Annotated in this window: 6 protein-coding genes; 1 reads left to right on the top strand and 5 read right to left on the bottom strand. The window is 46.0% G+C overall.

Annotated features, from left to right (window positions below):
* The 4 genes from IM473_RS08825 to rpsO all read right to left on the bottom strand — a co-directional run.
* Positions 1 to 453 (bottom strand): Uma2 family endonuclease (locus IM473_RS08825; protein ID WP_287690416.1); only part of this gene is annotated, 453 nt, incomplete at its 3' end.
* A 64-nt stretch (positions 454 to 517) separates the two neighbouring features.
* On the bottom strand, positions 518 to 1,573 hold the full coding sequence (gene aroF, locus IM473_RS08820; protein WP_287659649.1) for a 3-deoxy-7-phosphoheptulonate synthase: 1,056 nt from the start codon (positions 1,571 to 1,573) through the stop codon (positions 518 to 520).
* Positions 1,574 to 1,631: 58 nt separating this feature from the next.
* Complete coding sequence (locus tag IM473_RS08815) at positions 1,632 to 2,096, bottom strand: PAM68 family protein (protein ID WP_002738795.1); 465 nt, start codon at positions 2,094 to 2,096, stop codon at positions 1,632 to 1,634.
* A gap of 24 nt (positions 2,097 to 2,120) precedes the next feature.
* The gene (rpsO, locus tag IM473_RS08810) at positions 2,121 to 2,390 is read right to left on the bottom strand and encodes a 30S ribosomal protein S15 (protein WP_002741886.1); all 270 of its coding nucleotides are present in this window, start codon (positions 2,388 to 2,390) and stop codon (positions 2,121 to 2,123) included.
* Between the two features lie 194 nt (positions 2,391 to 2,584).
* On the opposite strand from rpsO, the gene IM473_RS08805 reads away from it, so the two are divergent.
* Complete coding sequence (locus IM473_RS08805; RefSeq protein WP_002738864.1) at positions 2,585 to 2,914, top strand: NAD(P)H-quinone oxidoreductase subunit M; 330 nt, start codon at positions 2,585 to 2,587, stop codon at positions 2,912 to 2,914.
* Positions 2,915 to 3,186: 272 nt separating this feature from the next.
* Here the strand turns inward: IM473_RS08805 and IM473_RS08800 are convergent, their stop codons facing one another.
* Entirely contained in the window at positions 3,187 to 3,942 is a 756-nt protein-coding gene (locus IM473_RS08800) for a cobalt-precorrin-6A reductase (RefSeq protein WP_287659648.1), read from the bottom strand.
* Positions 3,943 to 4,265: the final 323 nt, after the last annotated feature.

Below are 4,265 nucleotides of genomic sequence, written 5' to 3'. Positions count from 1 at the left end.
TGGCACTCCCAAACGGGCATAAAGTGCTAATTTATTAATATCCGTGTGGGTTATATCCACTTCCACCACTAAATCTGGGGGCGGATCTTCAGTTAAATTAATTCTTTTTCCTAGCACTTTAGCTTGATTTTGAATATAGTAAGCATTATCCGGTTCTGCTCCTCGTTCTAAATCTTCCCTAGCTAGAGTTGTGGAACCCATACTTTTAATTTTTAAACCCAATTCTACCACCAAAATCCGGATAAATAATCCGATTAATTCTCGGTAAAACTCGTGTTCTTCTAGGGGCATAGTAATCTCTAAAGTACCACGATCATAAAATAAATGGGCGCGATTATTTTCCCCTAGGGCCTGTAAAATTTGCTGATAGGATAACCAACTGAGATGATTAAAAACTACCCGTTTTTCGCCCCTAATTTGCTCAGTATTTAACTCCAGAGGAACTGTCACCATAACTGCCCCGAAAAGCGAAATTTATGCCCAAAAAAGGGGGTTGATTCACCCCCTTATTATCTTATTAAACCAGTGCCGGAACCTGGGGCCAACGCCCGATCGTCTTACCGATGACCGCTAACTCCTGAGTTAATCGATCGAACCTGTCGGGGGTCAAGGATTGCGGCCCATCAGATAGGGCCTTGGCTGGGTTAGGATGTACCTCGATCATCAAGGAATCGGCCCCGGCTGCCAGGGAAGCCATGGCCATAGTCGGTACATATTCCCATTTACCCGTACCGTGGCTAGGATCGATCATGATCGGCAGGTGGGTTAAAGTTCTTAAAACGGGAATACAGGATAAATCTAGGGTATTGCGAGTATATTTACTGTCAAAGGTGCGGATACCGCGTTCGCAGAGAATGACATTGCTATTTCCTGCCGCGAGGATATATTCTGCCGCCATCAACCAATCTTCAATAGTGGCCGCCATGCCGCGCTTGAGTAGAACCGGTTTCGGTTGCGCCCCAACTTTTTTCAGGAGGGAAAAATTCTGCATATTGCGCGCCCCCACCTGCACCACGTCGGCTATTTCGACAATCTTATCGAGATCCGCCGCGTCCATTACTTCCGTAATAATACCCAAACCACTGGCATCTCTAGCCGCCGCTAGTAATTCTAAAGCGCTTTCCCCGTGACCTTGGAAAGCATAGGGAGAAGTGCGGGGTTTGTAGGCACCACCCCGGAGGAATTGCGCTCCGGCTGCCGCCACTCGTTTGGCAGTTTCCACGATCATCGCCTCATTTTCCACCGAACAGGGGCCGGCGACAATGCTAACGGGATGACTTCTGCCGATGGGGATAACACCGTTAGGAGTGGGGACTAAAACCTCGCTGTATTCGCCGTGACGGTATTCTAAAGAGGCGCGTTTGAAGGGTTGTTCGACTCGCAGGACGGTTTCGATCCAAGGGCTTAGTTCTTGGATTTGTAGGGGGTCTAATTCCCTGGTTTCTCCGACTAAACCGATGACAACTTTATGCTTACCGACGATTTTTTCAGGACTTAATCCCCATGCCTCGAATTCGGCACTGACGCGCTCGATTTCAATTTCCGGGGAACCAACTTTCATGACAATAATCATGGCATTAACCCTTTATTTTTTTCTTTAATCTCTATTGTTGACGATTTCTAGAGGTTATCTATTTTTCTTCCACTTCTTTTTTGCCGGACCGCCAAGCAGCGATCGTTCTGCCAAAATTAGCTTGAAATTCTTGCCATCCTAGCCAATCCCCCACCCGATCCTCGTCCCAAGAAGCGGAGAAGATGCCATAACTCAGACCGATAAAACCTAGACCAAATAGGCTTAAACTGACGAGCATGGCGACGTAGGAAGGGATTTCGAGAAGATTGTGGCTAATAATCCAGTAGAAGCCAAAAAAGGAAGTTATCCCCAATACTGTCGGAATGCCACAAAATACCGCCATCCGTTTGGCCATCCGTTGACTGACCGCTTGGGGAATTGCCTTTAAGCTGGTTTCCTCGGAGCGATTCTTTATCGGCGGTGGCACGGGACTAGGGGCAATTTTCGGGGTTTTTCGCTTATTTTGGCGCGGCTCAAAGGGAAGACGCTCTTTTTTCTCCGTCGATTTCGATTCAGAGGCCATGGTAGGGATGCAAGGGGGGTAAGCTTAACGGCGAATTCCGAGACGACCGATCAGGGTTTGATAACGTTGTTGATCTTTCTTCTGAATATAGGTTAACAGTCCCCGACGACGACCGATCATCTGGAGTAATCCCCGGCGGGAAGCGTGGTCTTTTGGGTTAGCTTTCAGGTGTTCGGTCAGTTGGTTGATTCTCTCGGTTAAGAAAGCTACCTGTAACTCCGATGATCCTGTATCGGTTTCGTGGGACTGATATTGGCTGATTAGTTCTTGTTTTTTGGTCTGGGTTAAGGCCATAGGACTCGTGATCTCTGCTTAAACACTGCAATCTATTATAGTATCACGTTTCTGGTCGATCCGTAAACATTGTTCGGGAGATAGGGTGATGAGACAGCTTCCCAATCTCCCCAATTCCCCAATTCCCCAATTCCCCATTGCCGCAAATCATGGCAAAATCTTAGACATAGCGTCTAACTTACCCTGAAGATTCCATGCTGTTAAAATCCACGACCCGTCATATTCGCATTTATACGGCTGAAGTAAAAAATAATCAATTAATCGAGAGTAACAATGTTTTGACTCTTGATGTGGATCCCGATAATGAATTTAATTGGGAAGAAGTGGCTCTCAATAAGGTTTATAGTAAGTTTGATGAATTGGTAGAATCCTACAATGGGGAAGAATTGAGCGAATATAATCTCCGTCGCATCGGTTCAGATCTAGAACATTTTATCCGTTCTCTCCTGCAAAAAGGCGAAATTAGCTATAATCTCAACGCCAGAGTACAGAACTATAGTATGGGTTTACCGAAATTAGGGTGAACGATTCCGCGTCAGTCCCCACCCGGACACCTAGCGGGGTGGGGAAGTTCCACCGCGGCAATGAGGAGTTTCACTCCTTGGGGTGAGCGAAGAATTGCCTGTTACTCTTTTGGTTTTGGTAGTCGCTTAATGTATTCGCGTAAAATTTGAGCCGTACTAATACCATTTTTCAAAAACTGTAACCTACTTAGGGTTTGCGGCAAAAAGTTTTTCTTGGGGGCAGGGTGTGGGGTGTGGGGTTTTACCGATTTTCGATGATTTTCCCAGAAAAATCAAGAGAGCCATCTTTTTTCTAACCATGCTAGGACACTTTCAACATCTGCCACTTTTTCTCCTTCAGGTACAGGTGGACGTTGTACCATGACCACGGTTATTCCCAACTCTCTAGCGGCGATAATTTTGGCGTAGGTGGCATCACCGCCGCTATTTTTACTCACGATCGCCCCAATCTTATATTCTTGTAAAAGAGAGCGCTCTGACTGCAAAGAAAAAGGCCCCCGTTCCAACAATAATTTTCCAATCGGTACGATGGCATCCGCTGCCGGTGGGTCAATCATCCGCATCAAAAACCAGATATTGTTTAAATGTGCATAACTTGCCAGTTCTTGCCGACCAGTAGTGAGAAATATTCGCGGCGCTAACCCCGATAAAATATTCGCTGCCGCTTGATTGTTTTCTACTTCAATCCAATTATCTCCAGATACTTTTTCCCAAGCTGGACGACTTAAGATTAATCGAGGAATACCACAATCCGAGGCGGCTTGAGCGGCATTAAAGGAAATTTGTGCGGCAAAGGGATGGGTGGCATCAATTAAACAATCAATGCTTTCTTGGCGTAGATAATTGGCTAACCCGGCGGCACCACCAAACCCCCCCCGGCGAGAAGGAGTTGTGAGAGTAATCGGTTCTCTCGTGCGACCAGCAAAGGAAGCGATGGCATCTATACCCGGAATTGCCGCAATTTTAGCCGCTAATGCCGCCGCTTCCCCCGTTCCCCCTAAAATCAGCACTCTTTTATTTTTAGTCATCCAGATAATTGCCAAAAGGTTAACTAATTTTCCATCTTCTCACCGGCTCTCTTGGGTGGGTAAAGGAAGGAACCACAAAGACACAAAGAACACAAAGAAAGATCGCTCCCATATAAGTAGCTGGTTATAATTAAATTAAAAATGGATTTTGCCTTTAATCCCCCCTTGATCCCCCCTTGATCAGCTATCCATTAGTCACATCTTTCTTAACACAAAATTTGACAAAAATAGAAAAGTGTGCAAGATGGCTCAAGGGGGTTCTATGGGGGGACTAATTTGATGAGATAGTTTCCAAGTCTCGCTGATATCATGTAACCTTCGCA

The sequence above is a fragment of the Microcystis sp. M015S2 genome (genome assembly GCF_020245945.1).
GTDB lineage: Bacteria > Cyanobacteriota > Cyanobacteriia > Cyanobacteriales > Microcystaceae > Microcystis.
This window is presented reverse-complemented; position numbering and strand designations above follow the sequence as displayed.